The sequence below is a fragment of the Mycobacterium sp. M26 genome, assembly GCF_001494595.1.
In the GTDB taxonomy this organism is placed as follows: domain Bacteria; phylum Actinomycetota; class Actinomycetes; order Mycobacteriales; family Mycobacteriaceae; genus Mycobacterium.
The window spans coordinates 457,023-482,833 of the sequence record NZ_LN929907.1 but is presented as its reverse complement, the minus strand read 5'-3'; the positions used below and the strand labels follow the sequence as shown (position 1 = coordinate 482,833).

At 66.4% G+C, this 25,811-nt stretch carries 26 protein-coding genes; 15 read left to right on the top strand and 11 right to left on the bottom strand.

Annotated features, from left to right (window positions below; all coding sequences use genetic code 11):
* From BN3385_RS02365 to BN3385_RS02355, 3 genes are read right to left on the bottom strand one after another with little or no spacing between them, the layout of a single operon-like run.
* Complete coding sequence (locus tag BN3385_RS02365) at positions 1–921, bottom strand: hypothetical protein (RefSeq protein WP_059014702.1); 921 nt, start codon at positions 919–921, stop codon at positions 1–3.
* A gap of 9 nt (positions 922–930) precedes the next feature.
* Positions 931–1,755, bottom strand: a complete 825-nt coding sequence (locus BN3385_RS02360; protein WP_059014700.1) for an SDR family NAD(P)-dependent oxidoreductase — start codon at positions 1,753–1,755, stop codon at positions 931–933.
* 5 nt (positions 1,756–1,760) lie between these two features.
* The gene (locus tag BN3385_RS02355) at positions 1,761–2,675 is read right to left on the bottom strand and encodes an alpha/beta hydrolase (RefSeq protein WP_502688050.1); all 915 of its coding nucleotides are present in this window, start codon (positions 2,673–2,675) and stop codon (positions 1,761–1,763) included.
* A 242-nt stretch (positions 2,676–2,917) separates the two neighbouring features.
* Between BN3385_RS02355 and BN3385_RS02350 the strand changes: the two genes are divergently transcribed.
* The 5 genes from BN3385_RS02350 to BN3385_RS02330 are packed head-to-tail and all read left to right on the top strand — an operon-like array spanning position 2,918 to position 7,463.
* Positions 2,918–3,322, top strand: coding sequence for a hypothetical protein (locus BN3385_RS02350; protein ID WP_059014698.1), 405 nt, complete (start codon positions 2,918–2,920; stop codon positions 3,320–3,322).
* Positions 3,315–4,385 (top strand): alcohol dehydrogenase catalytic domain-containing protein, encoded by a 1,071-nt coding sequence (locus BN3385_RS02345; RefSeq protein WP_059014695.1) that lies wholly within the window; start codon positions 3,315–3,317, stop codon positions 4,383–4,385. The genes BN3385_RS02350 and BN3385_RS02345 overlap by 8 nt, the downstream gene beginning before the upstream one ends.
* 1 nt (position 4,386) lies before the next feature.
* Positions 4,387–5,892, top strand: a complete 1,506-nt coding sequence (locus tag BN3385_RS02340) for an aldehyde dehydrogenase family protein (protein WP_059014693.1) — start codon at positions 4,387–4,389, stop codon at positions 5,890–5,892.
* 15 nt (positions 5,893–5,907) lie between these two features.
* Complete coding sequence (locus tag BN3385_RS02335) at positions 5,908–7,260, top strand: cytochrome P450 (protein WP_059014691.1); 1,353 nt, start codon at positions 5,908–5,910, stop codon at positions 7,258–7,260.
* Entirely contained in the window at positions 7,257–7,463 is a 207-nt protein-coding gene (locus tag BN3385_RS02330; RefSeq protein ID WP_059014689.1) for a ferredoxin, read from the top strand. Before BN3385_RS02335 ends, BN3385_RS02330 begins: the two co-directional genes overlap by 4 nt.
* Positions 7,464–7,466: 3 nt before the next feature.
* Here the strand turns inward: BN3385_RS02330 and BN3385_RS02325 are convergent, their stop codons facing one another.
* Positions 7,467–8,552, bottom strand: coding sequence for a LuxR C-terminal-related transcriptional regulator (locus tag BN3385_RS02325; protein WP_059014687.1), 1,086 nt, complete (start codon positions 8,550–8,552; stop codon positions 7,467–7,469).
* Positions 8,553–8,591: 39 nt separating this feature from the next.
* On the opposite strand from BN3385_RS02325, the gene BN3385_RS02320 reads away from it, so the two are divergent.
* From BN3385_RS02320 to BN3385_RS02310, 3 genes are all read left to right on the top strand, one after another.
* Complete coding sequence (locus BN3385_RS02320; RefSeq protein WP_059014686.1) at positions 8,592–10,130, top strand: acyl-CoA synthetase; 1,539 nt, start codon at positions 8,592–8,594, stop codon at positions 10,128–10,130.
* A 97-nt stretch (positions 10,131–10,227) separates the two neighbouring features.
* Positions 10,228–11,259 carry a fused (3R)-hydroxyacyl-ACP dehydratase subunits HadA/HadB gene (locus tag BN3385_RS02315; RefSeq protein WP_059014684.1) on the top strand — a complete coding sequence of 344 codons (1,032 nt, stop codon included), beginning with the start codon at positions 10,228–10,230 and terminating at the stop codon, positions 11,257–11,259.
* 33 nt (positions 11,260–11,292) lie between these two features.
* Positions 11,293–12,522: an APC family permease gene (locus tag BN3385_RS02310; RefSeq protein WP_059014682.1), complete on the top strand. Its 1,230-nt coding sequence runs from the start codon at positions 11,293–11,295 to the stop codon at positions 12,520–12,522.
* A 21-nt stretch (positions 12,523–12,543) separates the two neighbouring features.
* On the opposite strand, the gene BN3385_RS02305 is transcribed toward BN3385_RS02310, so the two are convergent.
* A complete protein-coding gene (locus tag BN3385_RS02305) occupies positions 12,544–13,401 on the bottom strand; it encodes a universal stress protein (protein WP_059014680.1) in 858 nt (285 codons plus the stop codon).
* A 152-nt stretch (positions 13,402–13,553) separates the two neighbouring features.
* On the opposite strand from BN3385_RS02305, the gene BN3385_RS02300 reads away from it, so the two are divergent.
* Positions 13,554–14,927, top strand: a complete 1,374-nt coding sequence (locus tag BN3385_RS02300) for an APC family permease (RefSeq protein WP_059014678.1) — start codon at positions 13,554–13,556, stop codon at positions 14,925–14,927.
* A 32-nt stretch (positions 14,928–14,959) separates the two neighbouring features.
* On the top strand, positions 14,960–16,471 hold the full coding sequence (locus tag BN3385_RS02295; RefSeq protein ID WP_082690242.1) for a serine hydrolase domain-containing protein: 1,512 nt from the start codon (positions 14,960–14,962) through the stop codon (positions 16,469–16,471).
* Between the two features lie 24 nt (positions 16,472–16,495).
* Here BN3385_RS02295 and BN3385_RS02290 read toward each other — a convergent pair whose 3' ends face one another.
* Both BN3385_RS02290 and BN3385_RS02285 read right to left on the bottom strand, forming a co-directional pair.
* Positions 16,496–17,407: a coiled-coil domain-containing protein gene (locus BN3385_RS02290; protein WP_059014676.1), complete on the bottom strand. Its 912-nt coding sequence runs from the start codon at positions 17,405–17,407 to the stop codon at positions 16,496–16,498.
* Between the two features lie 112 nt (positions 17,408–17,519).
* A complete protein-coding gene (locus BN3385_RS02285; protein WP_059014674.1) occupies positions 17,520–18,401 on the bottom strand; it encodes a universal stress protein in 882 nt (293 codons plus the stop codon).
* A gap of 43 nt (positions 18,402–18,444) precedes the next feature.
* Here BN3385_RS02285 and mmuM point away from each other — a divergent pair, with 43 nt between their 5' ends.
* Together mmuM and BN3385_RS02275 are read left to right on the top strand one after the other, a co-directional pair.
* Entirely contained in the window at positions 18,445–19,353 is a 909-nt protein-coding gene (gene mmuM, locus BN3385_RS02280) for a homocysteine S-methyltransferase (RefSeq protein WP_059014672.1), read from the top strand.
* A gap of 87 nt (positions 19,354–19,440) precedes the next feature.
* Positions 19,441–20,370 carry an ABC transporter substrate-binding protein gene (locus tag BN3385_RS02275; protein WP_059014670.1) on the top strand — a complete coding sequence of 310 codons (930 nt, stop codon included), beginning with the start codon at positions 19,441–19,443 and terminating at the stop codon, positions 20,368–20,370.
* On the opposite strand, the gene BN3385_RS02270 is transcribed toward BN3385_RS02275, so the two are convergent.
* A complete protein-coding gene (locus BN3385_RS02270; protein WP_059014669.1) occupies positions 20,367–20,702 on the bottom strand; it encodes a hypothetical protein in 336 nt (111 codons plus the stop codon). The genes BN3385_RS02275 and BN3385_RS02270 overlap by 4 nt on opposite strands.
* Positions 20,703–20,816: 114 nt before the next feature.
* On the opposite strand from BN3385_RS02270, the gene BN3385_RS02265 reads away from it, so the two are divergent.
* Positions 20,817–21,362, top strand: a complete 546-nt coding sequence (locus BN3385_RS02265; RefSeq protein WP_059014667.1) for a dihydrofolate reductase family protein — start codon at positions 20,817–20,819, stop codon at positions 21,360–21,362.
* A gap of 72 nt (positions 21,363–21,434) precedes the next feature.
* Positions 21,435–21,881 (top strand): nuclear transport factor 2 family protein, encoded by a 447-nt coding sequence (locus BN3385_RS02260; RefSeq protein WP_059014666.1) that lies wholly within the window; start codon positions 21,435–21,437, stop codon positions 21,879–21,881.
* Positions 21,882–21,885: 4 nt separating this feature from the next.
* On the opposite strand, the gene BN3385_RS02255 is transcribed toward BN3385_RS02260, so the two are convergent.
* The 3 genes from BN3385_RS02255 to BN3385_RS02245 form a co-directional block, all read right to left on the bottom strand.
* Positions 21,886–22,752: a lysophospholipid acyltransferase family protein gene (locus tag BN3385_RS02255; protein ID WP_059014664.1), complete on the bottom strand. Its 867-nt coding sequence runs from the start codon at positions 22,750–22,752 to the stop codon at positions 21,886–21,888.
* Positions 22,753–22,857: 105 nt separating this feature from the next.
* Positions 22,858–24,027 carry a lycopene cyclase family protein gene (locus BN3385_RS02250; RefSeq protein WP_231748616.1) on the bottom strand — a complete coding sequence of 390 codons (1,170 nt, stop codon included), beginning with the start codon at positions 24,025–24,027 and terminating at the stop codon, positions 22,858–22,860.
* 67 nt (positions 24,028–24,094) lie between these two features.
* On the bottom strand, positions 24,095–25,018 hold the full coding sequence (locus BN3385_RS02245; protein ID WP_082690241.1) for an alpha/beta fold hydrolase: 924 nt from the start codon (positions 25,016–25,018) through the stop codon (positions 24,095–24,097).
* A gap of 189 nt (positions 25,019–25,207) precedes the next feature.
* Here BN3385_RS02245 and BN3385_RS02240 point away from each other — a divergent pair, with 189 nt between their 5' ends.
* Positions 25,208–25,624, top strand: a complete 417-nt coding sequence (locus BN3385_RS02240) for a hypothetical protein (protein WP_059014663.1) — start codon at positions 25,208–25,210, stop codon at positions 25,622–25,624.
* Positions 25,625–25,811 lie beyond the last annotated feature (187 nt).

The window sequence follows — 25,811 nt, the reverse complement described above, 5'->3', positions numbered from 1 at the left end:
TCAGGCCGCCGGCTCGTGGGTGAGTTCCTTGAACCACGACGGGATCGGTGGCAGCAGGGTCTTGGGGTAGCGGTCGGATACCCACACCATCGGGTTGGCCACCCAGTGGTAGGGGTTGTCGGGTTTGACGACCATGCGCGAGTGGAGTTTGAGAATCTGGTATGTCGGTACCCGCCAGGTGTTTTCGCTGCGCTCACCAAGAGTCTTGAAGCGCTTCATCGCGTTGTAGAGCTTCTCGGGCTCCAAGCCCATCGCCACGATGTTGTTGCGCATCCGGTTGAGCAGCGGCACGTACATGATGGCCCCGATGATCAGCGCCGGTGAGGCGACGTTGCCGACGAACTCGACGGCCAGCCTGCGTGCGGTGGCGTGGCCGATCATGTCGAGGACCCCGAAATCGACCGCGATATGCCGGGATTCGTCGTTGTTGATCTTCTCGAAGACCTGGTGACACACCGGATCGTGGACCTCTTCAAGCAGGAACTTCAGCAGTGCACCGTCGAGGGCGACCTCGAGCATGGGGATGACGGTGCCCAGGATGGACAGCGACATCTCGTCGGAGTAGCGGTCCAGCCACTCGATGGCCAGCCGGATGTTGACATTCGGTTCGGGCATCTCACCGTCGTCGAGCATGCCCCAGCGCTTCATCAGCGCGAGTTCGGCGTTGGCGTGCCGTTGTTCCTCGGCATGGAAGTAGCGGTAGATCTCAGCGATCGTCGGTGTCGGCGCCTTCTTGGCCAGCGCGGCGAATCCGCGAGCCCCGATGTTCTCGATCCAGCACAGGTCGGCCATGAAAGCCTTGAGCTTCGGCCGCTGTTCGTCGGTGATCCGCTCCGCGCCCGGCGCCTCCCAGTCGATGTCGGCCAGCGCCCACTGCCGGTCCTTGATCTTGGCCAGCATCTGGTCCATATCGATCGCCATCTGATCCTCCTAGTTGGTGACGCGAGTGGTCAGCCCGACGGCGCGGGTGTACACCGTGGGTGTGAAACGTTTGATGCCCCAGCCGATCCGGGCGTCTGGCTGGGGCATGCAGTACAGGCCACCGCGATCGTGGGTGTCCAGACACATCCGTGCGACCCGCTGGGGGGAGAAGCCCGTCCACTTCATCAGCCGCTGCGCGAGGTGGGTGGATTGTGTTGATATCCGGCCGGATTCGACGATGTTAGTTTTGACGAACGTCGGGCATAGCACCGTGACATTGACGCCGCTGCCGGACAGTTCGGCCGCCAGCGTCTCCGACAGCGAGAGGACCCCTGCCTTGCTGACGTTGTAGGCGGCCATTCCGGGTGCGGCGCCGAACGCGGCAGCCGAGGCCACGTTGATGACGCCGCCGTACCCGGCGTCGCGCAGCAGCGGGGTGAAGACGTGGCAGCCGTGGATCGGTCCCCACAGGTTGACGTCGAGCACCCAGTGCCAATCATCCAGTGGCACTTCCCCGATGGGCTGCCCACCGGCTCCGACGCCGGCGTTGTTGATCACCAGGGTGGGTGGACCGTCGAACCAGGTCTGCGCATTCTCGGCCAGCCGTTCGACATCACTGATGTCGGAGACATCGCAGCGCACCGCGGTGGCCCGCCCACCCAGCTCGGTGATCGCTCGGGCGGTGGCGTGCGCGGCGTCCTCGTCGATGTCGCTGCACAGGATCTGCCCGCCGCGGCGGTGCAGCTCGGCGGCGAACGCCGCTCCGATACCGCTCCCTGCGCCGGTGACCACGGCGCGGGCACCGTGGCTGCGCTTGGTACCGAAGATTCCCATGGCGTTCAGTCCTGTCCGTCAGAAGTGCTCAGGCCCAGCGCCGTTCGGATGAATGACGCCGCCTGCCGCATGGCCGGTGCCGCCTCCGGACTCAGGCGCGGCAGCGCCTGGAAGACGTGCACCTGGTCGGGCCAGATCTGCAGCTCGCAGTCCCCGCCCGCAGTCGTGATGTCGGCGGCCAGCCGACGGGCGTCGTCGACGAGCATTTCTCCGCTGCCGGCCTGGATCAGGGTGGGTGGGAGCGTCCGCCCGCCGGCCACATCCAGGCGCAGCCGAGGGTGCTCGGCATGGACACCCCGGCAGTACAGGCCAAGCAGGCGTTGGGCGTCAGCGGCCCGGATCGCCGGGTCGCGGCGGCGACGCTCCCGGTCCCGTGCCAGCGATAGCGTGAGATCGAACAGCGGCGAGAACCCGACCAGCGCGGCGGGGTGCGTCACATCGTGTTGCAGCAGCAGGTCCACGGCGAGGTGGACACCGGCGGAATCCCCGGCAACAGCCAGCTGCCGTTGTCCGTAGCCCTGCTGCACCAACCAGTCCCAGCCAGTACGCACGTCGTCGGCAGCGGCGGGAAAGCGGTGCCGGGGAGCCAACCGGTAGTCGACGCTGAACACCGGAGCCCCGGTCAGCTGTGACAGCCAGGCGACCAGGCGGCGGTGCGTCCGCGGCGAGCACAGGGCATAGCCACTGCCGTGGACGAAGTAGATGGCGGCGTCTGCGGGGCGGCAGATGCCGGGGCCGGTGACCCACTCCCCCACCAGGCGGCGCCCGTCAGGCAACGTCGTATCGACGGTGTCGACTGTCGTGTCTCGCAAGGACGGCCCGAAGCCATCCATCACCGCGGCGACGATCTGCCGTGAGGTCCAGAGCCCCCATGCCTGCTCCGGCGGAAGCACCGCGCTGATCTGTCGCAGGGTCACCATGCTCGTGGTGGCCGCGACTCTGGATCGGATCGATCCCCGTGCCGGGATCTCCTGACTCAGCACCCATCAGACGCAACCACCATTGGTGACATTTGTCAATGTCACCAATGATCAATGGTGTAATTGCGCGGGGGTATCCCTTCAGGGATACGAACACTCCCCAATCGGCCTCTGACCCTCGCTCAGCTGGCCTGTTTGCATGGTGAGCACCATCACATCGAGCAGCAGGAGCGGGCTGAATCATGGGTTTCTTCGCCGACCAAGCAGAAGTAGATGAGTACATCGGCGGGGTGTTCCGCGACGCCGGTGCCCATCCGGAATCCGGGCCGAAACTCAAGGCCGCCAACATCGTGATGCGGGTGATCTACACCGATCCCGACTGTGAGATGACGATCGTTCTGCGTCCGGATTACCAGGTGATCGCGGGCCCCACCGACATCAAGCCGGACGTGACTCTGCTGATGCGCGGCGACACCGGAGACCAGTTCTGGCGCGGTGACTACAACCTGGCGATCGGACTGGCCAAGGGTCAGGTGAAGGCCAAGGGCCCGGTCAACAAGATCCTCAAGCTCGTCCCCCTGACCAAGCCGATGTTCCCGATGTACCGGGAGCGAGTGGCCAAGAAGGATGCCGCGATCAATGGCTGACACCATGCGGGCGGTCGTTCTGCGCGCACCCCATACCGTCGAGGTCGCCGAGGTCCCGGTGCCCCGGATCACCGAGCCCACCGACATCCTGGTCAGAGTTGAACGCACCGCGATCTGCGGAACCGACCTGCACCCGTACGAAGGCCGGCTGGATGTCGAACCGGATATCGTCCTCGGCCACGAATTCCTGGGCACCGTCGTGGATGTCGGCGAAGCGGTAGGTCAGTTCTCCGAAGGCGACCGGGTGGTCAGTTCGTGTGTCGTCAGCTGCGGGTCCTGCTACCAATGCCGTCGCCACCAACCGGGGAACTGCGCTGGGTCGCGGATCTTCGGCCTCGGTCTGGCGCTCGGAGATCTGGCGGGCGGCCAGGCCGAGTACGTCGTCGTTCCCAACGCCGACCTCAATGCCCGCCGGATTCCCGAGCTCGGATCGGCCGAGGATTCCCGGTTCGCCGAGGACGTCCTGTTCGCCGGCGACATCATGACGACCGGGTATGAAGCGGTGGCCCGGTCCATGCGTCCCGGTGACACCGTCGCCGTAGTCGGTGCGGGGCCGGTGGGACTGTGCGCGGCGATGGCTGCCCATGCCTTGGGTGCAGGCCAGGTGATCGTCGTCGACAAGGTCGCCGCCCGGCTCAAGGAGGCCGAGAATCTCGGCGCGATCGCCGTCAACGCCGACGAGGCGGCGCCGGCAGACGCCGTGCTGGATCTGACCGACTGGCGGGGGGCCGACGTGGTGGTCGACGCAGTCGGGCACGAATCGGCTCTGCTGTCGGCGATCACCCTGGTACGAGCGGGCGGAACGCTGTCCATTCCCGGCGTCTACACCGAGGACGCCATCACCATGCCGTTCGGCGAGCTGTACCTCAAGGGCGTCACGGTCCAGATGGGCGTCGCACACATCACCGAGTACATCGACGAGGTGCTGGCGTTGACCGCGGCGCGCAAACTGACACCGAGCTCGATCATCTCGCATCGCATGGGCCTCTCCGAGGCTGCCGAGGCCTATCGCATGTTCTCCGAGCGAGAAGCCACCAAGATCGTGCTGACCCCGGGGAGCTGAGATGACAACCGTTGAAGTGAAGCACTATTCGATGCGGATCGGCGGCAACGACGTCGACTCCGACGACAAGATGCCGATCGTCGACCCCGGTACCGGTGACGTGATCGCAACGGTCGCCCGGGGCGATTCGAGCCACATCGATGCCGCCGTCGCCGCGGCCAAGGCCAGCTTCGAGGCGGGCGTGTGGCGTTCGAAGACTCCCCAGGAGCGAGCGGCCATCATGCGGCGGATCGCCGCTGCCGCCAACGACGTTGCTGAAGATCTGGTGGAGCTGGAACTCAGCGCCAACGGGGCCACCGTGCGCCAGGCTACCGGCTTTCACATCGGTTATGCGTTGGCGCACTTCAACTATTTCGCCGACCTTGCCGAGACATACCGCTGGCAACGACCCGCGCCGATCTCCACCTTCCCCGCACTCGGTCAGGCGGTGGTGCACCGCGAGCCGATCGGTGTGGTGGGGGCGATCGCGCCGTGGAACTTCCCCTTGCTGCTGGCCCTGTGGAAGGTCGGTCCAGCTCTTGCCGCCGGAAACAGCGTCGTCGTCAAACCCGATGAGCACACTCCACTTTCGATACTGGAGTTCAGCCGCATCGCCGAGGCGAACGGCCTGCCACCCGGCGTCCTCAACGTAGTGCCCGGCAATGGGCCCGACGCCGGGGCGCGGCTGGCGAGCCACCCCGATGTCGGCAAGATCGCCTTCACCGGCTCCACGGCGGTGGGCCGCGAAATCATGCGCCTGGCGTCTGACACCGTCAAACAGGTCACCCTCGAACTCGGTGGGAAGGGCCCCTCGATCGTCCTCGATGACGCCGATCTGGACATGGCTGCCGACGGCGTGCTGTACGGGTGCTTCGTCTACTCCGGGCAGGTGTGCGAATCCGGCACGCGCGCTTTGGTTCCCGCACATCTGCATGACGAGTTCGTTGATCGGCTGGTCAGCCGGGCCGCCACGATCCAGCTGGGGCCGACCCGCGACTGGGAGACCGACATGGGACCCGTGATCGACGGGAAGCAGCAGGCCCGGATCCTGCGCTACGTCCGAGAGGCAGTCAGCGAGGGCGCGCACGTGGCACTCGGCGGTCAAAAACTCGATCAGCCCGGGTTCTGGGTACAGCCGACGATCCTCACCGGGGTGAACAACACCATGCGGATCGCGCGCGAGGAGGTGTTCGGTCCGGTGCTGGTGGTCATCCCCTACGACAGTGACGACGAGGCGGCGGCGATTGCCAACGACTCGGAATACGGACTGGCAGCCAGTATCTGGAGCTCCGACAACGCCAGAGCACTCGACCTTGCTGAACGCATCCAGTGCGGCAGCGTCTGGATCAACGACGCCCATCAGATCAACTGTCAGGTTCCGTTCGGCGGCTACAAGCAAAGCGGTGTGGGCCGCGAACTCGGACCCGACGCCCTCGACGCGTACACCGAAGTCAAAACCGTGCATGTGGACCTGTCCGGCGACCGCGCCGCCAAGCCCTACGACATCTTGCTCAGCCATACCGATTAGCACTGGAGATAACCGATGACGACAGCCGAAGGCGAACTGTTCTCCGCCGATCTCGATTGGGACGACGACGATTCCGTCGATGTCCCGCCCACCAACGAGGTGGCCGCAACACGGTCCTACGACCCGATCAACGTCAGTAGCGACGCGTTCTGGTCCATCGACCTTCCGGAACGCGAGCCGATCTTCGCCGAACTACGCCGAGACCGGCCCGTCAGCTGGCAGCCGCCGATCGAGACCGCGGTATCGCCGGATCCCGACGATCCGGGCTACTGGGCGGTGGTACGGCACGCCGACATCGTCGAGATCAGCCAGAACAACGACGTCTTCGTATCCCGCTACGGCGTCATGTTCGACATGTTGCCCCCGGTTTTCCTGGAGATGGCCATGTCGTTCCTGGCCATGGACAACCCGCAGCACCACAAGGTGCGCCGCCTGGTCAGTTCGGTGTTCACGCCGCGGCAGGTTCGGCGCATCGAAGGCGATATCGCCTCGCGCTCCGAACGTATCGTGGCCGCGGCGGTGGCCAAGGCCCGCGACGGCGAACCGGTCGACTTCGTCGCCGACCTGGCTCGGCACCTGCCCACCGAGATGTTCGGTGACATGTTCGGCTTCCCCGAGGAGATGCGAGCCGACGTGGTGCACGCAGCCGACGAAACCCAGGCCTGGGCTGATCCGGTGCTGCTCGCCGGCCGTGATCCCGCCGAGGTCCAGGTCGAGGCGGCGCTGCGCATCCACGAGATGACCGAAGGGCTCATCGAGTTGCGCCGGGAGAAGCCCGAGGAGGACCTGCTCAGCGCGCTGGTGCATGCCGAGGTCGATGGAGAACGCCTGTCGGAGTTCGAAATCGGTGCCACCATGGTGCTGTTCTCGGTCGCCGCGAACGACACCACGCGACACACGACGAGCCTCGCCGCGAAGGCACTCAACGACTTTCCCGATCAGCGGCAGTGGCTGTGGGACGACTTCGATGGGCGCATCGGTGTGGCGGTCGAGGAGTTCCTCCGCTGGGGCTCGGTCGTGCAGAACTTCCGACGCACCTGTGTCAGCCCCTACGAACTCGGCGGCCAGCAGATTCTGCCCGGCGACAAGGTCGTGATGATGTATGCGTCCGGCAATCGGGACGAGGCCGTCTTCGACGAGCCGAACCGTTTCAACCTCGACCGGCGCCCCAACCCGCACATGGCCTTCGGTGGTGGCGGCATCCACTTCTGCCTCGGCAGTCAGCTTGCCAAGGTGATGCTGCGGTCGGTGTTCCGAGAAATCCATTCGCAGATGCCCGATTTCACGACCGGGGAGCCGGAACTGGTCCGCACCAACTTCATCCGCGGCGTTCTCAGCATGCCGTTCGATCCGGGTCCGGCACGATGAGTCGCTGCCGCGTCACCGTCGATCTGGAGCGCTGCTCAGGCATCGGGCTCTGCGAGGCCGGCAAGCCGGACCTGTTCGAGGTCGGCGACGACGGCCGCGCCCGACTGCTGCGCGAGGACGTGAGCGCCGACGAACTCGCCGAACTCGAGGACGTTGTCGCGCAGTGCCCGACCCAGTCGGTGTCGGTCGAACTGGTGGATTGAGCTTCAGGCCCGATCGGATTGGTAGAGCAGCGAAACAGCTTCGACCCGGTTTCCGGCACCGAGCTTGCGCAGAATCCGTTTGACGTGCTGTTTGACGGTGCCCTCCGAGATGAACAGCTTGGCGGCGATGGCCGCGTTGGTGCGGCCCTCTGCCATGTGTTCGAGGATCTGGGCTTCACGCGCGGTCAGAGTGCCTCGTACACCGCGTACCGCCGCGCGGGTGGCCCGCGCCGAGACCCCGCTACCAGAGCGGTCACTGTCCGGATCGAGCGTGAAATCCTGTGGTGCCGAGGTGGTCTCGCTGCAGTCGTCAGCTGCCGATCGCAGGAGAGCGCCCAGCGAATCAAGCTGCTCGACGGCGCGGGCGCGACTGAAGGCGAAGGCCAGGCCTCGGGCATAGCAGGTCAGCAGATCGCAGTCACTGCCGTCGGTGTCGCGGCCCTGCCGATAACGATCACCGTGCAACAGTGCGACGACCCGGCCGCCCGCCAAGACCGGTGCAGCGACGTAGGAGGTCGACCGCGAAGCATCGGCGATCGGCCGGTGCACGCGCGCGTCGTGCTGAACATCGCTCACCATCCTGGCCTCGCGCCGACGGACGATCTCCGTCTCGTGCAAGCCAGGTACGAGCGGCTGCGGTTGTTCCTGACCCACTCGGTTGATCTCGGCGGCCCACTCCGGGTCATCCGGAACACACACCGACTGCGAGATCCATACGCCGTCGACGATTCGGGAGAAGATCGCCCGGTCGAATCCGAGCTCGGTGACCAGCTGCGGGGCCAGGTCCATCAGCTCGGGAATCTGGCACGGCGCCGCCTCCAACTGATCGAGCACCGCACCGATGCGCCGAGAGGTGTCGCGCGAGCGGGCCAGGGCCGCATCGCTGCGCGCCACGGCGTGCAGCGACGCCAGGATCGCCGCCGCGGCCGGCCTCTCGGAAAGGGCATCGGCCAGCGTCGCCCAGCCGTCCTCCATGACCGCACGGGCGTCGGCGGAACTCGGGAGCCAGTTCGGATCGTCCGGATCGGCCATCGTCCGCAATGCAGCGAGCAGGTACTGCAGCCGCTCGTCAGCATCGCTGTGATCCACCACACAAGAGTAGAGCCATTCCCGGTAAAGGACGAGTGAATGTACCCGGCAATCCACGCCATCGAGAGTCCCGAGAAACCGGCCGTGATCATGGTCGATGACCGAACCTGCCTCACCTACCGTGAACTGGAGGAGCGCTCGGTCCGGTTGGCCAACGGGTTGCGCGATGCCGGACTCGAGCGAGGCGATGTCGTCGCGCTGCTGTCCACCAACGACGTCGAGATGTTCGTTGTGTACTGGGCCTGCCTGCGAAGCGGGCTCTACCTCACCCCGGTCAACTTCCACTTGACGCCCGCCGAGGCGGGCTACATCATCACCGACTGCGGAGCGCGGGCCCTGATCGTCTCTCCGGACCTCGGCGCCCTGGCGCTTCAAGCGGCCGCAGACGCACCCGCGCTCAGACTCAGGTTGGCCTATGGGGGCGGCACGCCGGGCTTGGGTTCCTACGAAGCTTTCCTGGCTGCGGCATCACCGACACCCCCCGCCGACCAACCACGGGGCGCGGACATGCTCTACAGCTCCGGCACCACTGGGCGTCCCAAGGGCATCAAGCCGGTCCTGCCGCAACGCCAGGTGGGCGATCCGGGTGATCCTTACGTGTCGGTGTTCGGAAGTGCCTACGCGATGTCGAACGAAACGGTGTACTTCTCCCCCGCCCCGCTGTATCACGCCGCGCCACTTCGATTCGGGATGATCGTGCAGTCGCTGGGCGGCACGGTCCTGTCGATGCGGAAGTTCGACGCGATGACTGCGCTGGAGGCGATCGGTGACTACCGCGTTACCCATAGCCAATGGGTGCCAACGCATTTCGTCCGCCTGCTTCGGTTGCCGGGTGATGTCCGGGCGCACTGCGCGGTGGACTCCCAGACGCACGTGATCCACGCCGCGGCGCCATGTCCGGTCGAGGTCAAGAAACAGATGATGGGATGGTTCGGACCGGTACTCCACGAGTACTACTCGTCGACGGAAGCCAACGGGGTGACCATGATCGGCCCCACCGAGTGGTTGGAGCGCCCGGGGTCGGTGGGGCGCGCCAAACTCGGCATCATCCACATCTGTGACGACGACGGCAATGAAGTGGCCGCCCATGAGACCGGCTTGGTGTACTTCGAGCGCGACGAGTTGCCGTTCGAATATCACGGAGACCCTGACAAGACCCGCGCGGCATGCCATCCCAAACACCCCACCTGGTCGACGTGTGGTGACATCGGTTATCTGGACAGCGACGGCTATCTGTTCCTTCGGGACCGCAAGGCTTTCACCATCATCTCCGGCGGTGTGAACATCTACCCGCAGGAGATCGAAGACGCGCTCACACTGCACCCGGACGTGTTCGACGTGGCGGTCATCGGCGTTCCGGACGCCGAGTACGGCGAACTCGTCACCGCCGTCGTACGTCTGCACGACAGACGTCAACCAGAAGCCGAGGTGGCCGACCGGTTGACGACCTTTCTCCGTGCCCGGATTGCGGGGTACAAAGTGCCCCGCCGGTTCGAGTTCGTCGACGATCTGCCCCGAACGCCGACCGGCAAGCTGGTCAAAGGGACATTGCGGGAGCGGTTTTCGGACGCGTCCTGATGCCCTGGTAGGGCATCAGGTCCGCTGGATACGGCCGCACGTTAGGGTTCTCTGATCGGCATGACTGAAGACGCCGATCGGAAAGTTGAGCACATACATGACTGCACCAGCAGAGACATCGGCACTCGCAGCCCGAGTCGGCCACTACTACCAGATGGCTGGCACGTATCTGGTGGGCCGGGAAAAGCTGCGCGAGTACGCCCGCGCCGTGCAGGACTACAACCCCGCACACTGGGATGTGGCCGCGGCCGCTGAGCTGGGCTATTCCGATGTGATTGCCCCGCTGACGTTCACGTCGGCCCCGGGTATGCAGTGCAACCGGCGGATGTTCGAAGAGATCGTCGTCGGTTATGACACCTACCTGCAGACCGAAGAGGTTTTCGAGCAGCACCGCCCGATCGTGGCCGGCGACGAACTGCATATCGACGTCGAGCTCACCGACGTGCGCCGGACTGCGGGCCGCGATTTCATCACCGTCACCAACACCTTCACCGATGCGGCCGGCGAGCGGGTGCACACCCTGCACACCACCGTTGTCGGCGTGACCGGAGAGGACATTGACGCCGGGGTCAAGGCGGCCGTGCAGAAGGCGATGATGCACGACATGAACATCCTCGACATCCCGGGGTCGGATGGCGCCTATGAGAAGGAAGTGCGGCCCGCGGGCGAGATCCGGATCTCCGAGGGCGGCCTGACCCGCACCCCCGGTACGCCGTCCTTCGATTCGCTGAATGTCGGCGACGAGCTCCTGGTACACCACACCCGCCTGTCGCGCGGCGACCTGGTCAACTACGCCGGGGTGGCCGGTGACGCCAACCCCATCCACTGGGACGAGGACATCGCGAAGCTCGCGGGCCTGCCCGACGTTATCGCGCACGGCATGCTGACCATGGGCCTGGGCGCCGGTTTCGCATCGTCGTGGACCGGCGATCCGGGTGCGGTGACCCGCTACGCGGTGCGGCTGTCCCAGCCGGCCATCGTGTCCGCCAAAGAGGGTGCCGACATCGAGTTCAGCGGCAAGATCAAGTCACTGGACCCGGAGACCCGCAGTGGTGTGCTGCTCGTCGGGGCCAAGTCCGACGGCAAGAAGATCTTCGGGCTGGCGACACTGCACGTCCGCTTCAGCTGACCGCACTTCGCGACTCGCGGCCCGGATTCGACCATGACCGAAACCCCGGCCGATAACTCCCCGTTAAGGCGGACTCTCGGCCTACCGCTGGTCACCCTCTACGGACTCGGCAACATCCTCGGCGCCGGCATCTACGTCCTGATCGGGAAGGTGGCCGGGTTCGCAGGGTCGAGCACCACGCTTGCCTTCCTCATCGCGATGGTCACTGCGGCGGTCACCGCGCTGTCCTACATGGAACTCGCGGGGCGCTACCCGGTGAGTGCCAGTGTGTCGATCTACCTGCACCGCGCCTTCGGCAAGCGTTGGTTGTCCACGGCCGTCGGTCTGACGATGGTGGGTGGCGGAGTGGCCTCAGCTGCGGCTCTGGCGCAAGGCTTTGCGGGGTATCTGATGTCGCTGATATCGGTACCCACCGCGGTCGCCAGTGTGGGGCTTTTGGTCGTCATCGGAGCGGTCGCGATCAAGGGAATCGGTGAATCCGCCACCGCGGCTGCCTTTCTCACCGGCCTCGAGATCCTGGGCTTGGTCCTGGTCATCTGGTTCGGCCGAAACGCCTTCTCCCACATCGATACCGGCAGCCTGCTGGCAATCGATCCGGCGGTTGGCCTCGGCGGTCTTGCTGCCGGTGCCTTCCTCGCGTTCTACGCGTTCATCGGCTTCGAAGACATGGTCAACGTCGCTGAAGAGGTCAAGAATCCGCGCCGGACAATGCCGGTGGCGATCCTCATCGCACTACTGGCCTCAACCCTGCTGTATCTGCTGGTCGTCCTCGTCTCGACGACACTCGTATCGCCGGCCGAGCTGGCCGGCAGCGAAGCGCCCCTGACGCTGGTGCTCGAGCGAAGCGGAGCACGTTTCGGCATTCTCCTGAGCGCCATCGGCATGATCGCTGCAATCAACGGCGTCATCGTTCAGATCATCATGGGTTCACGGATCCTCTACGGACTCGCCAACGAGGGCTGGATTCACAGCAGATTCGCCCGTGTTCATGGAACATTCAAGACGCCGGTACCGGCCACACTCCTCGTCGTAGCCGCCATGATCATCGGCACCGTCGTGCTACCACTGGTGTCACTGGCCCAACTCACGAGTCTGCTGGTACTCACGATCTTCACGCTGGTGAATGCCTCGCTGATCGTCATCAAACGGCGCCAGCGCGAGCACGGCGGCTTCATCGACGTGCCGGTCTTCGTCCCCTACCTGGGGGTCCTGCTCTGCGTGGGAACCGTCGTCTTCCAGATGTTCAACTGGTCCGTGCGGTGACCATGGGCCTTCGAAAGGCCGTCAGCCGCGCGGCCACACGATCATCGGCACCGGTAGCGCCCGCATGATCTTGCTGGCCGAGTGACCGAGGAACAGCCGCTTGGGTTGGGCCAGCCGGCTGGATCCCACCAGAACGACCTCACTGTCCTCGAAGTCCAGGTCGAGTACGGCGTCCTCCAGCGAATCCCCATGGCCGACAACACTTGTCACCGCATCGGCGGGCAACGTTTCGGTGGCCTTCTCGACCAGTCCCGCCGCGTGCTGACGGGCCAGCGCCGACCATTCCTCGCGGCGCTCCTCGCTACCGCCCTCGCCGACGGCGATCAGCGACATCAGGCGCAGCGGCACCTTCCATTCGGCGGCCAGGCGCACCGCGTTCTCGAACAGGCTCTCATTGCCCGGCCGCATTCCGATCGCACACGTGATGCGGGTGATCCCCTGCTGCGGTTCGTATTCCGCTGGAGCCAGAGCCACCGGGACTTCGGATGCATGCAGCAGCGCATCGGCCAGGCTGCCCAGCCCGAACCGGCCCCGCACCCGGTGATAGGTGCCGACGACAATCAGCGCCGCCTCGCCCTGATCGGGGTCAGTGGCCGCGTCGAGCAGACCCTCGGCGATCGAGTCAGCCCGGCGTAGATGGCCTTCGGCCTGTACACCCGCCGGCACGTGGGCCAGCCCGTCCTCGAGCCATTCCCGGCCCTGCTCTTCAACTTCGGCGTTGAACGCCTGATCTGGCGAGTACCGGTGGAACGTGGGGGCGTCACTGGGCAACACCGAGACCAAGTCCAGCGTCGCGCCTGAGGACCGGGCCAGGGTGGCGGCGAGATTGACCCCGTCCAGACCGCGTTGGCGGGGGCCATAACCGACGACATACCGCATGCTTGCTGACGCTAACACGCAAGATCGGCCCCGGTGGGCGACTGCACAAACGTTCTTGCTCTGTGACGGGTGGCCGCCAAAGCGCGGCGTAGTCGCCCCTGTTGTGATAGGCCACAACGTACGGATTCCGACGAGACGATGGCGGGTCGAACATGAGTCAGGTTGCCGACGGAGCGAAGGGCACCACCACGCTGGCCCGCACTCTCGGGTTATGGGCGATTGTCGGGTTGGGTCTGGGCTACATGACACCGACGGTCGTCTTCGACACGTTCGGCATCGTCTCGACCGAGACGGGCAACGTGGTGCCGACGGCCTACCTGCTGGCGCTGGTGGTCATGATGTTCACGGCCATCAGCTACGGCCGGATGACGCAGATCTTCCCGTCGGCCGGATCGGCGTACACCTACACCTCCGAGACGATGAGTCCGAACCTCGGCTTCCTGATCGGCTGGGCGGCCCTGCTGGACTACCTGCTGCTGCCATTGGTCAACGCGCTCATCATCCGCAGCTACCTCTACTCGTTCTTCCCCGAGGCGCCCGCCTGGATCTGGGTGGTGGTCTACGTCGCCGTCATCACCGGCATGTGCCTGTTCAGCATGACCAACACCTCACGGGTCAACATGATCCTGGTGGTGTTCGAGGTCGTCCTCATCGGCGTGTTCCTGGTACTGGCCGCCAAGGCCCTGATCGATGGGATGGGCAACGGGACGTTGCTCTCCACTCAACCGTTGTGGCACGAGGGCGTTCACCTGAACCTGGTCATCACCGGTGCGACCATCGTGGCCTTCTCGTTCATCGGCTTCGATGCGATCACCATGTACACCGAGGAGGCCAAGGACGCGTCGATCGTGCCCAAGGCGATCCTGCTGGCCCTGCTGATCGGTGGCGCCATCTTCTTCGTCTCCGCCTTCTTCACCCAGTCGCTGTTCCCCGACGTCTCCAACTTCAGCGAGGAATCCCTGGAGAACAGCGCCCTGCCCGAGATTGCCTTCAACGTCGGCGGTCACCTGTTCAAGATTCTGCTGACCTCAGCGGCGTTCGCCGCGACCGTGGCCTCCAGCCTGGCCTCGCACGCCTCGGTGTCGCGCCTGCTGTATGTCATGGGCCGCAACGGTCGCGGGCCGGTCGGACGTTTCTTCGGCTACCTGCACCCGAGTTTCCAGACCCCGGCCTATGCGATCATCTTCGTCGGTGTGGTGTCGCTGCTGGCGATCTCGTTCAACCTGGACTTCGTGGCCTCGCTGATCAACTTCGGTGCGCTGATCGCGTTCACCTTCGTCAACCTGACCGTGATTGTCTACTTCGCCTACCGGCGGCGGGAAGTCCACGGCGGCAAGCAGATTCTGCGCAACATCGTCCTGCCGGCGATCGGTGTGGCGCTCACTGTCGTTCTGTGGCTGTACCTTTCGGCCGAGTCCACCCGGTACGGGCTGATCTGGTTCGGCATCGGGATCCTCGTGCTGCTCTGGCTGACGCGGTTCTTCCGCCGTCCGCTGAGCGTCAACATGGGCGACCCCGAGGGCTAAGCGACCGCACCCGGCGCGGCTACCGTCGTGTTATGACGCTGAGGTCGCGCCTCATTCGGGGCTACGCCCTGGTGACTGTCGCGCTGGTCGTCCCGATTGCGTCGGCGTGCAGCCGGGGGGTGTCTCCGCCATCTCCTGAGGCAACACGGCCGACCGCCAGCTCGGTGGTCGCGCCGCCGCCCATCCCGGTGGTGCCGGCAGGTGACTTCACCCCCGTGCGTCGGCTGGTGACCGACGCGATCAACGCCCACAGGATGCCGGGTGCGGTGGTCCAGGTCGGGCATGCCGGCAACGTCGTGTACCGGGAGGCGTTCGGCTCACGCAAACTCCCCGGAGAGCCCGGCCTGGACGGCTCGACGCAACCTGCCGAGGCGATGACGGAGGACACCGTCTTCGACCTCGCCTCGTTGACCAAGAGCCTCGCGACGGCGACCGCGGTTCTGCAACTCTGCGAGCAGGGCAGGGTCGGCATCGACGACACCGTGCAGACCTACCTCCCGGAATTCAACCCGGCGAACGATCCACGCCGGGCCCAGGTGACGCTGCGGATGTTGCTCACCCACACCTCGGGCCTGGCCGGTGATCTCAGCATGGGCGGGCCGTGGGGGCTGACGGTCGCCGACAAGGCCGAGGGCATCCGCCGTGCGCTGGCCACGCCGTTGGCTTTCGATCCCGGCGAGGTGTTCCACTACTCCGACATCGGCTTCATCATCCTGGGCGCGCTAGTCGAGAAGCTCACCGGCGAGCCCGAAGACGTCTATGTACAGCGCCACGTGTTCGAGCCGCTCGCGATGACGGACACCCGGTATCTGCCCGCCGATAAAGCGTGCGGCAGACACCGGATCATCGGTACCGCAATCGTTTTCGATCCTGGTGCGCCACCGCCTGACAGCTGCCCGTCGGGGAGCTGGAGCACCGATCTGCTGGCTCGTATCGCACCGACTGCCCACGACGCGGATACCGCCGGCATCAATCCGGATTTCGACCGTCTGCTGCGTGGCACGGTGCACGACCCGACCGCACGGCGGATGGGCGGCGTGGCCGGCAGCGCCGGGGTGTTCTCGACGGTGCGTGATCTCGGCCTGTTCGCCCAAGCGCTGCTCGATCGTCTGGCCGGCCGGCCGAGCCGGTTTCCCCTGAGCGCACCGATGGCGGTGCTGATGACCACCCCGCAGCAGCCCGGGCACACCGCGGGCCAACTCGAGGCGGCCAACGCTGCGGAGCGGGCAGCCCTCGACGCGGCTCCGAACACCCAAGATCCCCTGCTCGCTCCGCGCTATCCGGCGATCCCCGGACAGAACCTGCGCGGGCTCGGCTGGGATATCGATACCGCGCTGTCCAAGCCGCGCGGTGTGCGGTTCCCCATCGGGAGCTTCGGTCAGGGTGGATTCACCGGCACCACGCTCTGGCTCGACCCCGGCTCCGACACCTACGTCATCGTGCTGTCCAACGTCATCCACCAGCGCGGCGGACCACCGGTCGTCACCCTGAGCGGTGAGATCGCCACGGAATCAGCTCGGGCTCTGGGCCTTTACGGCAACTGAACCGAGCACGGCCCCGAACGCGCCTCAGTGCACAGTGACGTGAACGTGGTTGAAGTGATTGGCAACTCGCCACATCGTGTAGGACACCCCGAAGCGTTCGGCCTGGCTTTGCACGTCGGCGTTGATGGCATCCCCGAGCGCCATGTCCGAGCCGATCATGATGTCGATCGCGTGACCGCTCGGATGGTCCGGGAGCGGATCGGCGCGCACCCCGCCGATGGATTGCACACCCGGGTAGGTGGAGATGATGTACGCCGCGAGGGTCCGCGCGTTGGGCACCAGGCCGTTCATCCCGACCGTCGGGATCGCTCCCCCGGGACCCAGCAGAGCCTGCTGCGCCTCCGGTAGCGCGTAGTAGGTGGCCCGCACCAACTTCACCTGGGTGTCGAGCTCAGACTGCTTGTTCTGAAGGTCGGCGCGCAATGCCGCAGCGGCATCGGCGGCCGCTTTGGCTGCGGCCGCGGATTCGGCCGAGGCTGCCTGCATGGTCTCGGCCTGCCGGTTGGCCTCCCGGAAGTTGTGCACGTTGCGGGAGATGTCGTCGGCGATCGCCCGCTGGAACGCGAGCTGGTCGATCAGGATCTGTGGCGACGGGGCGGTCAGCATGGCGTTCACGCTGTCGGTGCTGCCACCCACATAGAACGCGGCGGCCGCCCGGTCGACGAAGCCCTGGTATTCCGCCAACTGCGCACGGCTCGCGTCGAGTCGGGCCAGGTCGGCGGCGTGCCTCTGCTCGGCTTCACTCTGCAGTTGCAGCTTCTTGTCGAGGTCCAGCTCCGCGGCCTGCGTGGCTTCCATCATCTGCTGGGCCTGTTTGGTCAGCTCGTTAAGCTTGGCGAGCTCGTCCACCTCTGGTTCGGCGTAGGCGGCGCCTGCCGACGCCACGCACAACGCCGTCACGATCGCGATCAACGCGGAAGACGGGTGAAACTTCACGACTGCGCATCCTCTGACTGCCGTCGACGCCGTCGGCGTCGTACTGCCGGCTCATGTGCCTCAGGTCTCGAAAAGGTTACGAAACGCTGTGGGTGTTGTCCAACCGCAGGTTTCAGCGGACCACGAGTACCGGACAGTCGGCGTGATGGATGAGGTTCTGGCTGACCGAGCCGAGGATTGCGTCCGCGAGTCGTCCGCGGCCGTGGCTGCCGACCACCACCAACTGTGCTTCTCGGGACAGATCGGTGAGGCCCTTGGCCGGGCTGGTGTCCTGGAAAACCTGGGTGACGTGGGCGTTCGGGTACTTCTTGGCCAGCGGTTCGACCAACTCGTCCATCCGCTGGCGCTGCTGGGTCTCCAACACCTCCAGCAGCGGCCAGTCCATGTTGCCCGCTCCGCCGAGGTCGCCCATGCCGACCGCCGCGTCGAGCTCCCACATGTGCACGACCTGCAGAGGTGCGTGCAGCAGGCGAGCGATATCGAATGCTTCGGCCAGCGCACGGCTTGAGGCATCCGAGTCATCAACGCCGACGACGACGGGCAGCGGCTTGCCGGTGCGCGTGGCGACCGGGGCTCTCCACACCGCCACGGGGCACTGTGCGCGGTGGGTCGTTCGCACCACATGACCGCCCAGCGCGCGATGGTCTGTTGAACCCGAGCCCAGCACCAGGAGCCGAGCAGATTGTGAAGCATCGGCCAGCGCAGTCGCGACGCCGCCGGTCACCTCCACCGGATGAATCGCGAGCTCGGGATGCGCCGAGCGGACGGCGGCTTCGGCGGCTGCCAACACGTGGTCACCTGATGCGGGGTCGGCCGCGTCAGCCGAGGCCTCAGCATGGACGAAGTGCCAGTCCAGTCGCGGGGTGGCATGCAGCAACGTCAACGGCAGCGCATGCCGGGCGGCGAAGTCCGCGGCCCAGCGGGCGGCGCCGAGGGCTGCGTCCGATCCGTCGACGCCGACGACGACAGGCTGTTCGCTCGCTGCGGTGCTCATCTCTGGAGACTATTCGGGCCGCCGACCCACCTACAGTGTGCCGATGACTAGTTCGGGTTTCGCCGTGCCCGCGGACGGCGTACTGATCAGCGATGGCGGCCTGGCCACCGAGCTCGAGGCCCGCGGCCACGACCTGTCCGATGACCTGTGGTCGGCCCGGTTGCTCGCCGAGGCTCCCGAGGAGATCGTCGCGGTCCACGAGTCGTTCTTCCGCGCCGGCGCGCAGTTCGCGACCACCGCCAGCTATCAGGCCTCGTTCGAGGGCTTCGCCCGCCAGGGCATCGACCGGGCGCAGGCCGAACGTCTGATGCGCCGCAGCATCGAGCTGGCCGCCGAGGCCCGCGACGCCGCGGCACCGTCGGCGTGGGTGGCGGCCTCGGTCGGGCCGTACGGGGCGATGCTCGCCCACGGCGAGGAGTACATCGGGCGCTATGGACTGTCGGTTGCCGAGCTGATCGCCTGGCACCGGCCGCGATGGGAGATCCTGCTCGCCGCCAACCCCGATGTTCTGGCGGTGGAGACGATCCCCGACAGCGACGAGGCGCAGGCCGTGGTCGAGTTGGTGCGCGAGTACCAGGTCCCGGCCTGGCTGAGCTACACCATCGACGGTGATACGACGCGGGCCGGACAACCCCTCGACGAGGCGTTCGCCGTGGCCGCCGACGTCCCCGAGATCGTGGCGGTCGGCGTCAACTGCTGCGCACCGGGCGACGTGCTGGGTGCGGTCACGACGGCCCATCGGGTAACCGGTAAGCCGGTGATCGTCTACCCCAACAGCGGTGAGGTGTGGGACGGCGAGAACCGGGTCTGGATCGGCAGCGCCGGCCTGGACACCGGGCAGGCGGCATCCTGGGTCGACGCCGGCGCCCGCATCGTCGGCGGATGCTGCCGGGTGCGGCCGGACGACATCGCGGCGATGGCCGCGGCGATCGGCGAGTTTCCCTCAGCCTGATCCGGATGCCCTCGGACCCGATCGCGGGGCTGTAGTTTCTTCTGGCGCGTGCAAGCAGTGCCGCCGAGACGCAGGAAGAGGGTCGACGTGATCACAGGACACAACTCCGGGCAGCGCTGGTGGCGGGCTGCAGCCGTGGTCGCGGTAGCCGGCAGCCTGGCTCTGGCGGGCTGCTCGAAGAGCACCGAGTCGTCGTCGGGTACCTCGGCGGGTCCGACCAACTCCACTGTCGCCGTCGCCCCGGAGAAGGTCGAGGAGATCGCCGCGACCGTGCCGGAGAACATCCGCAAGTCCGGCAAGCTCGTGGTCGGCGTGACCATCCCCTACACCCCGAACGAGTTCAAGGACTCCGACGGCAAGATCGTCGGCTTCGACGTCGACCTGATCAATGCGGTCGCCGCGACGCTGGGCCTGACCGCCGAGTACCGCGAGTCCGACTTCGCCAAGATCATCCCGTCCATCGAGGGCGGCACCTTCGACGTCGGGATGTCCTCGTTCACCGACACCAAGGAACGCGAGCAGCAGGTGGACTTCGTCACCTACTTCTCGGCGGGCAGTCAGTGGGCCCAGAAGGCCGGCGCGGGGATCGACCCGAACAACGCCTGCGGCAAGAAGGTGTCGGCGATGGCGGCCAGCACCCAGGTGACCGACGAACTTCCCGCCAAGAGCAAGGCGTGCGTTGCCGCCGGCAAGCCGGAGATCCAGATCCTGACCTTCGACGGTCAGGACGCGGTGACCAACGCCGTCGTGCTCGGTCAGGCCGACGCGATGTCGGCGGACTCCCCGGTGACCGCGTGGGCGATCAAGCAGAGCAAGGGCAAGCTGGAGTCCGCCGGCCCGGTGTTCGACTCCGCGCCCTACGGCTGGCCGGTGAAGAAGGGCTCACCTCTGGCGCAGTCACTGCAGAAGGCGCTGGAGCACCTGATCGCCAACGGCGACTACAAGACCATCGTGTCGAACTGGGGTCTTGAGGAAGGCGCCATCGACAAGCCCGTCATCAACGGGGCGATCAACTAGGGCGCGTAGCAGGGCTCCGCGCCCGGGGTGTAGTACGGCAGGCCGGTCGGCGAGATGCACGGCGCCTCGCCGGGGAACGACGGCACCAGCGAGTACGCGTAGGTCTCCGGGAAGCCGTAGCGGGCCCAATCGCCTGCCACCGCGTCGGCCGTGCCGACGGCCACCGCCGCGCCGACGGCGTCACCGGCGATACCCGGGGTACAACCGCCGACGGCAACGTGCCGGCCGCCGACCTCGCCACACACGTCGGCCTGGGCAATGGGGGCGATCGCGGCGGGCACTGCCGACAGGGCGGCCATGCTCAGCAGTATCGCTGCAGTTTTCTTAGACATGCCGCCATTATCGCGGACTAATTGACGGCTGTTACAGCGATTGGTGATGACTTCGGCGACGCGGGGAAGTCTGTCTGTCAAGGGAAACAGTTGACTTCTCAGGAGGGGTTCGTCATGCGTCCACTGCGGTATTCCATCAACCTCACCCTCGACGGGTGTTGCGATCACCGGTCCGGAGTTCCGGACGAGGAAGTGCACCGTCGCGCCGCGGAAACTCTGGGCAGAGCCGACGCCCTCCTGTTCGGCCGGGTGACCTATCAGATGATGGAGACAGCCTGGCGATTGCCGCTGCAGTCACCGATGCCGGAGTGGACGCTGCCGTTCGCCCGCACGATCGATGCGGCCAAGAAGTACGTCGTCTCCTCGACTCTGGACCGCGTCGACTGGAACGCCGAACTCATCGAGGGCGACCTCGGGGAGGCGGTGGCTCGGCTCAAGGCACAGCCGGGCGACGGCCTCTATGTCGGCGGGGTGATGCTGCCGCAGGCGTTGGCGGAGCTGGGCCTGATCGATGAGTACGAGTTCGTGGTGCATCCCCGGATCTGGGGCAGTGGGCCCGCACTGTTCTCCGGATTGTCGACGCCGATCGACCTTCAGCTCGTCGACCAGCTCGAGTACGACTCGGGTGCGGTGGCCCTGCGGTACGTGCCGCGCCGCTGACCGCCGATTCTGATCCACGCTGCCGGACTCGTCCCGCATGCTGGAGGCCTGCTCCCGTGACGAGAGGTTGTCATGACCGACGTGGACCGCTTCCTGGATCGTTTCGCCGGCTTCGGCCGGGCGCCCGATCCCGACAAGTATGAGGATCTCTTTGATCCGGCCGACGGGACCGTGCTGCACCCAGGGATGATTACGCCCCTGCACCGCAACCAGGTTCGCGCCTACATGGCCACCTATCTGGCCGGGGTGCCCGAGTTCCGGTTCGAGATCGTCGAGTGGGCCGAGCGGGACGGCACGGTCTTCGTCGAAGCCCGCAACAGCGGCCGGCCCGGCGGTGCCGAGGTACTCGAGTGGGGCACGGTCTACTGCATCACTTTGCGTGGTGACCGGGTTCTGCGGGGACGCGCCTACGGTGATCGGGTGCCTCTGCTGGCGCGGCTGATGCCTGAGGTCACCCTGGCCCAGGCCGCGGCGCTGGGTGCGCCGGCGCCGGGACTGGACGTGGGAGAGGGCGATTGACGATTCAGCCGGTCACGACTGGCTGGGTCGCATTGCGCCATTCCAACGGGTTGAGCTCGCGGTAGGGATCGCCGTCGCGGATCTCGAGCAGATCCTTCAGCGCGTGCTCGATGGACTCCTGGGTGCGCGCCTTGACGTCGGCGACCCACGAATCATGGTTGCGGCGTGCGGGTTTCGTGGTGTCGATCGGCGGGCAGAACCGAAGGTACATCCGTTGCGGGCGCGGGACCATCGTCGGTCCGAGGCCGCGCGTCAGCGGCAGTCCCATATTGGACTTGCCGGTCAGCCGCTTGGCGACCGAAGTCGTGAACCGGCCCCAGAGGCTGTCGCGGGTGAACAGGCTTTTGTAGACGTCGTCACCGCCGACCAATGCCACCGGCACGACCGGATAGTCGTTCTCCACGGACAGGCGGGCAAAACCGGCCCGGCCCTCCCACAGCAGGGTGTATTCCTCGCCCTTGAACTTCGACATCTCGCGGCCGCCGCCGGGGAAGACGAGGATGGGCTCGTTGTTGTGCATCAACTCGCGCGCGGTGTCGGGGTGTCCAACGACGGCGCCGTAGGCAGCGAGGGCATCGCCCAGGACACCGGGGGTGTACTTGATGGTCCATACGGCCAGCGACCGCACCCGCTTGCCGATCGCGCGGCGCACGAAGTACGGAATGAGGATCACTTCGCCCGCACCGGCAGTGTGGTTGCCCACCAACAGGAATCGCCCGTCGGCCGGCAGGTTTTCCAGGCCGTCGACGTAGGGGCGGTAAAGGTTCATCGCCGGCTCGATTCCGTCGAGAACAGAGTCGACCACGCCCTGCAGCTGCTGCACGCGCGGGGATGGGTTGGTGATCTGGTCGATGTCGGCCAGCGGTGTCATGGTGGTGCCTCCGTTCCCAAGGTGTGTAGCCAGACTAACAGACGAACTAGTTCGTCTGTTAGTCGTTCGCTGTGAGCTGCGTCGCCCGACGACGGGGCGCAGTCGTCAGTCGTTGGTCGGTAGGGGCCGCATCAGCGCAGGTAGAACGAGGTGGCGCCGCATGCGCCAGTCCGATTCGCGGAACAGGGTGGCCATCGCTGCGGCGGTCCCGGCGAGATCGTCGCGTCCGGTGAGATAGGCCCAGCGATGCTCTTCGGGCAGCACGAAGAACTGCTCGAAGAAGCCGGGGACCTCCTGCGGCGGCATGCGCAGCAGCGCTTCCAGTCCGATATGGCGGACGCGGTGGATCGCCTTGGCGGCAGGCGACCACACCGTCTCCCGGGCCGCCTTGAGCGCCCGATCGGGATCGGGCAGGTTCTCGGCGATCGCACGAGCCACCTCAGGCGCGAGGCGAAGCGAAGCGGCCACACTGAATCCAGTGGCCGGGTGGATCAGCGGTGCTGCCGCGCCGAACCCGAGGACTGTGGTGCCGGAGTGCCGCCGATGGTCCACTCGGAACGAAACCTTCTCGGTACGAGCATCTTTCGGTGCCGAGATGCCGTGGTGATCCAGCCGGGCGTGGAGGCGGCGCCGCAGTGTCGCCAGTGGCAACCCGGGGCGACGGGCCAGCGACGTCTCCTCAACGAGGACCTGGCCCTCGCCGAGTGGGACGACGTAGACGAACGTCGGCCAGCCATCCTCGTCATAGTCCGCACGCCAGTCCATGAACAGCGCCTCGCCGGGTTTGACGAGTGGTGTCACGGCGTCTTCGTCCAGGATCACCCCGTACGCGGTCTGTTCAGCGGGCACCGTGCGCGAGGGCCTGGCATCCAGCGGTCGCCATCGGCCCGCGGCATCGACCACCACGGAAGCTGTCAGCGTCGATCCGTCCGCGAGCGCCACCGCGCCGCGCTCGGGAGATCCGACCGCGCGTCCGGCGTGCACGGTGACCCCGGTGAACCGGTCGGCCAGATGTGCACGCAGCGCGTCGATGTCGAGAACCGCGTAGTCCCAACCCAAGCTGTGTTCGGTCAGGGCGATCGCCCGGCCGGCCGCCGTCGCCGCAACCACGGACGGCGGCAGGTCCGGGGGCAATTCGGTGCTCCACATCCCGTAGGTCGCCACCCATGGCCGATCCGGATTGGGGTCGAGGAGTCCGACGTCGAGCCCGAGCCGGCCGCAGGCGGCGGCCAGTGCCATGCCCGCAGGGCCGGCCCCGACCACTAAGACGTCCATGCGTTCCATCGTGTCAGGTGATGCCGGACCGATCGATGACATCTCGGGGACATCGGGGTGGCTCGAGTCAGCTGTCGGTGGCCGGTGGGCCGATGAAGTCGACGCCGGCGTTGATCGCTGGGCGGTGCCGCAGGATTCGGTAGTGCGCCAGCCGGCCGAGCCCGCGCGTGGTGTGCAGTTGCGCGCCGGGCCATACCGTGGCCAGGCGCTCGCTGGCCGCATACGGGCTGTCCGGATCGTCCGGGTCGTGAATGAGAAGCAACTCCGGGTAGCCGGCCCGTGGGCCGGTCCAGGTCAAGTTCGTGTGATGCAGTGGCATGCCGATCCGGTCCTCGAGCCGGCGGTGCAAGCCCGCACGAATCCGGCGGCCAAAATTGTGCCGAGCGGCGAAAAGGTCTAGGTAGAGCGGGAAATCGCCCATCGGCGCCAGGAGGACCAGGCGGCCGACCGGTGCGCCCCGCGACGCCGCCAGGACCGTCGAGTTCGCCCCGAGCGAGTGGGCCACCACCGCATGTGCCGGACCGTGTGCCTCGATCATGGCCGCGATCGCGTCGGCACATTCGATGGCGGTGGTGCGCCCCGGCGCGAGCGCACCCGGATCGGACTCGTTGTGGCTCGGCAAGTCGAACGCGACGACCCGATAGCCTGCTGCCACAAGCGGTTTGACGAACACCGCCAGATGCGCGCGTTGACCGCCCCAACCATGGACCAGATAGATCGGCGGCCCCTCGCCCCACATCTCCCCGGCGACTCGGTGCCCGTCCCAGAACGCCTCGGTGGGTGTCCCGGGTGACACGCCTGGCGGCATGCGCAAGCTCGACTCGAGAACTGGCGGGGTGCACCACAGTTCGACGGCCCACCGGGATCCCACGGCGGGAACCGTGCGCTCCAACGCCCAGAACGTCCGGCGTACCCCCGTCGCGACCGGCGGCAGGACGCCCGAGCCGGCAATGTCCAGCGGCGGTAGGTCTTCGGATGCCCCCTCCGTCATGACCCCCGATTGTAGGGGGCTGCCAGAGATGGCCCTATTCGCGCAGTTCGGGGGCGGATCTCGATGGAAGTTGGTCGAAATTGTCGACTCAGCCCTCAACCGGGATTGATGTTCTACGATGCCCAACAGCCGCCCAGCAACGACGGAATCGTTCAGCAGACGGCGTGTTAACTGCGGAAGGATTCGTCCATGACCACAACGCGCAAAGTCTCGTGCGTTCTCGGCGGTGCCCTGCTGTCCAGTGGCATCGCGGTGATGGGCCTGGGTCTGGCGGCGGGCGCCCAGGCCGATACCGGTCCGGCCCCCCTTCGCCCCGCGCCGCTCCCCCTCGACGACAACGGGTGGGGACCGGCCAAGCAGTGGTGCCCCGGTGATGAGCTCCCCGCGACCGGCAACCACGTCACCGACCCGTTCCGGGGCTGGGACATGACGGTGTGCCACACGTACTACTACCTGTGGCCAGGGATGGGCAACGTATCCAACATGATCTGGGACGGCGATAACCCGCCCCCGAAGCCGGATTCGGGCTACCAGCCACCGCCGCCGCTGCCGCCGGGCCTGTGCTGGCCGACGGGCTCGTTCATCCCCGTGCCGGTGCCCTGCTAGCGGCCCGTCCCTTGATCGCCACCCAGGTCAGGTAGGCGACGAAGCCCCGCGCCTCAAAATCGCTGTGCAGAGCGGATATTCCGGGAGAATGCCCGGCCTGCCGACCCACGAGGGCGCTGCATCTCGACGATGTTCGGTGTCGGCGCACCCGGGGCTCGGTCGAACCGTTTGATCGGGGAACCGAATC

Excerpts from the sequence above, each read along its gene's own strand:
- BN3385_RS02335 (WP_059014691.1), top strand. The coding sequence starts at position 5,908 with ATGACGACAGCCGAAGGCGAACTGTTCTCCGCCGATCTCGATTGGGAC.
- BN3385_RS02285 (WP_059014674.1), bottom strand. The coding sequence starts at position 18,401 with ATGAGCACCGCAGCGAGCGAACAGCCTGTCGTCGTCGGCGTCGACGGA.
- BN3385_RS02350 (WP_059014698.1), top strand. The coding sequence starts at position 2,918 with ATGGGTTTCTTCGCCGACCAAGCAGAAGTAGATGAGTACATCGGCGGG.
- BN3385_RS02240 (WP_059014663.1), top strand. The coding sequence starts at position 25,208 with ATGACCACAACGCGCAAAGTCTCGTGCGTTCTCGGCGGTGCCCTGCTG.
- BN3385_RS02270 (WP_059014669.1), bottom strand. The coding sequence starts at position 20,702 with ATGTCTAAGAAAACTGCAGCGATACTGCTGAGCATGGCCGCCCTGTCG.
- BN3385_RS02255 (WP_059014664.1), bottom strand. The coding sequence starts at position 22,752 with ATGACACCGCTGGCCGACATCGACCAGATCACCAACCCATCCCCGCGC.
- mmuM (WP_059014672.1), top strand. The coding sequence starts at position 18,445 with ATGACTAGTTCGGGTTTCGCCGTGCCCGCGGACGGCGTACTGATCAGC.
- BN3385_RS02340 (WP_059014693.1), top strand. The coding sequence starts at position 4,387 with ATGACAACCGTTGAAGTGAAGCACTATTCGATGCGGATCGGCGGCAAC.
- BN3385_RS02305 (WP_059014680.1), bottom strand. The coding sequence starts at position 13,401 with ATGCGGTATGTCGTCGGTTATGGCCCCCGCCAACGCGGTCTGGACGGG.
- BN3385_RS02245 (WP_082690241.1), bottom strand. The coding sequence starts at position 25,018 with ATGACGGAGGGGGCATCCGAAGACCTACCGCCGCTGGACATTGCCGGC.
- BN3385_RS02300 (WP_059014678.1), top strand. The coding sequence starts at position 13,554 with ATGAGTCAGGTTGCCGACGGAGCGAAGGGCACCACCACGCTGGCCCGC.
- BN3385_RS02360 (WP_059014700.1), bottom strand. The coding sequence starts at position 1,755 with ATGGGAATCTTCGGTACCAAGCGCAGCCACGGTGCCCGCGCCGTGGTC.
- BN3385_RS02310 (WP_059014682.1), top strand. The coding sequence starts at position 11,293 with ATGACCGAAACCCCGGCCGATAACTCCCCGTTAAGGCGGACTCTCGGC.
- BN3385_RS02260 (WP_059014666.1), top strand. The coding sequence starts at position 21,435 with ATGACCGACGTGGACCGCTTCCTGGATCGTTTCGCCGGCTTCGGCCGG.
- BN3385_RS02320 (WP_059014686.1), top strand. The coding sequence starts at position 8,592 with ATGTACCCGGCAATCCACGCCATCGAGAGTCCCGAGAAACCGGCCGTG.
- BN3385_RS02250 (WP_231748616.1), bottom strand. The coding sequence starts at position 24,027 with ATGGACGTCTTAGTGGTCGGGGCCGGCCCTGCGGGCATGGCACTGGCC.
- BN3385_RS02265 (WP_059014667.1), top strand. The coding sequence starts at position 20,817 with ATGCGTCCACTGCGGTATTCCATCAACCTCACCCTCGACGGGTGTTGC.
- BN3385_RS02330 (WP_059014689.1), top strand. The coding sequence starts at position 7,257 with ATGAGTCGCTGCCGCGTCACCGTCGATCTGGAGCGCTGCTCAGGCATC.
- BN3385_RS02355 (WP_502688050.1), bottom strand. The coding sequence starts at position 2,675 with ATGGTGACCCTGCGACAGATCAGCGCGGTGCTTCCGCCGGAGCAGGCA.
- BN3385_RS02345 (WP_059014695.1), top strand. The coding sequence starts at position 3,315 with ATGGCTGACACCATGCGGGCGGTCGTTCTGCGCGCACCCCATACCGTC.
- BN3385_RS02365 (WP_059014702.1), bottom strand. The coding sequence starts at position 921 with ATGGCGATCGATATGGACCAGATGCTGGCCAAGATCAAGGACCGGCAG.
- BN3385_RS02315 (WP_059014684.1), top strand. The coding sequence starts at position 10,228 with ATGACTGCACCAGCAGAGACATCGGCACTCGCAGCCCGAGTCGGCCAC.
- BN3385_RS02295 (WP_082690242.1), top strand. The coding sequence starts at position 14,960 with ATGACGCTGAGGTCGCGCCTCATTCGGGGCTACGCCCTGGTGACTGTC.